The 1,102-nt window shown below is 73.6% G+C and carries 1 protein-coding gene and 2 pseudogenes; all 3 read left to right on the top strand.

Annotated features, from left to right (window positions below):
- Positions 1-141 (top strand): annotated as a pseudogene (locus PUR61_RS24795) (roadblock/LC7 domain-containing protein); the annotation flags it as partial.
- Positions 142-302: 161 nt separating this feature from the next.
- Positions 303-1,013 (top strand): DUF742 domain-containing protein, encoded by a 711-nt coding sequence (locus PUR61_RS24790; RefSeq protein ID WP_329881591.1) that lies wholly within the window; start codon positions 303-305, stop codon positions 1,011-1,013.
- Positions 994-1,102, top strand: a pseudogene (locus PUR61_RS24785) (ATP-binding protein); the annotation flags it as partial. The gene PUR61_RS24790 and the pseudogene PUR61_RS24785, both read left to right, overlap by 20 nt.

The raw sequence follows: 1,102 nt of genomic DNA, 5'->3' as shown, positions 1-1,102 counted from the left end.
GGCTCGGCACTCGCCGTCCTGGCCGCCCCCGACTCCGACATCGGTCTCGTCGGATACGAGATGGCCCTGCTCGTCGACCGGGCCGGCGCCGTCCTCACCCCCGCACTCCGCGCAGAACTCCAGGGCAGTCTCCTGCACTGACGGACCGTCGGATACCGTCCTGGTATTCGAAGCACCTCCGCGCCCGTCCCGGGCCCGCTTCGGCGGGCTCGGGATCGGACGTAGTACGGCCTTCGCACCACCGGCTCGGGACCAGTGCCCGAGCTCGCACCGCACCGCCGCACCCTGTGAGGAGAGGATCCGTGACACCGCCCGACGACCGCAGCGGCCAGTACGGCGTTCCGTACCCTGGCACAGGCCATGACGCCTTCGGAGCACCCGGCGTCGGCCACGGTCAGCAGTACGGCCAGCCGCTCCACGGCCAGCACGACCAGCACTACGGACAGCCGCAGTACGGCGGGCCGTACCCGCCGGGGCAGTACGACGAGTACGGCCGGCCCCGGCAGCCGCAGCCCTCCTACGACGCGCCCCCCGCGGGCTACCCGAGGCAGGACGGGACGGCCGGCCAGCAGCCCGGCCCCGGCCTCGGGGGCCGGTCGGCCGTCGGGCACCAGGGCGGCCGGCCGGCCCAGCGGCCCGGGCACGCTGACGAGTTCGACGACGAGCAGGACTCCGGCCCGCTGATCCGACCGTTCGCGATGACCGGCGGACGGACCCGGCCCCGCTACGAGCTCGCCCTGGAGGCGCTCGTCTCGGCCGACGTGGATCCGCAGCGCCTGGCCACCCTGCTCCCCGAGCACCAGCGGATCTGCACCCTGTGCACCGAGGTGAAGTCCGTGGCCGAGGTGTCGGCGCTGCTCTCCCTTCCGCTGGGAGTGGCCCGCATCCTCGTGGCCGACCTGGCCGAGGCCGGCCTCGTCGCCATCCACCAGCCCGCTTCCGGCGGCGAATCCGGAAACCAGCCCGACGTCACGCTGCTCGAAAGGGTCCTCAGTGGACTTCGCAAGCTCTAACGCGGCCGCCCCCACCCGCGCCACCACCTCCGCGAAGATCGTCGTCGCCGGCGGCTTCGGTGTCGGCAAGACCACGCTCGTCGGCGCCG

Origin of the sequence: Streptomyces sp. BE20 (genome assembly GCF_036322525.1) — a bacterium.
In the GTDB taxonomy this organism is placed as follows: Bacteria; Actinomycetota; Actinomycetes; order Streptomycetales; family Streptomycetaceae; genus Kitasatospora.
The sequence above is the reverse complement of the archived record's forward strand: the minus strand, read 5'-3'. Positions and strand labels throughout refer to the sequence as shown.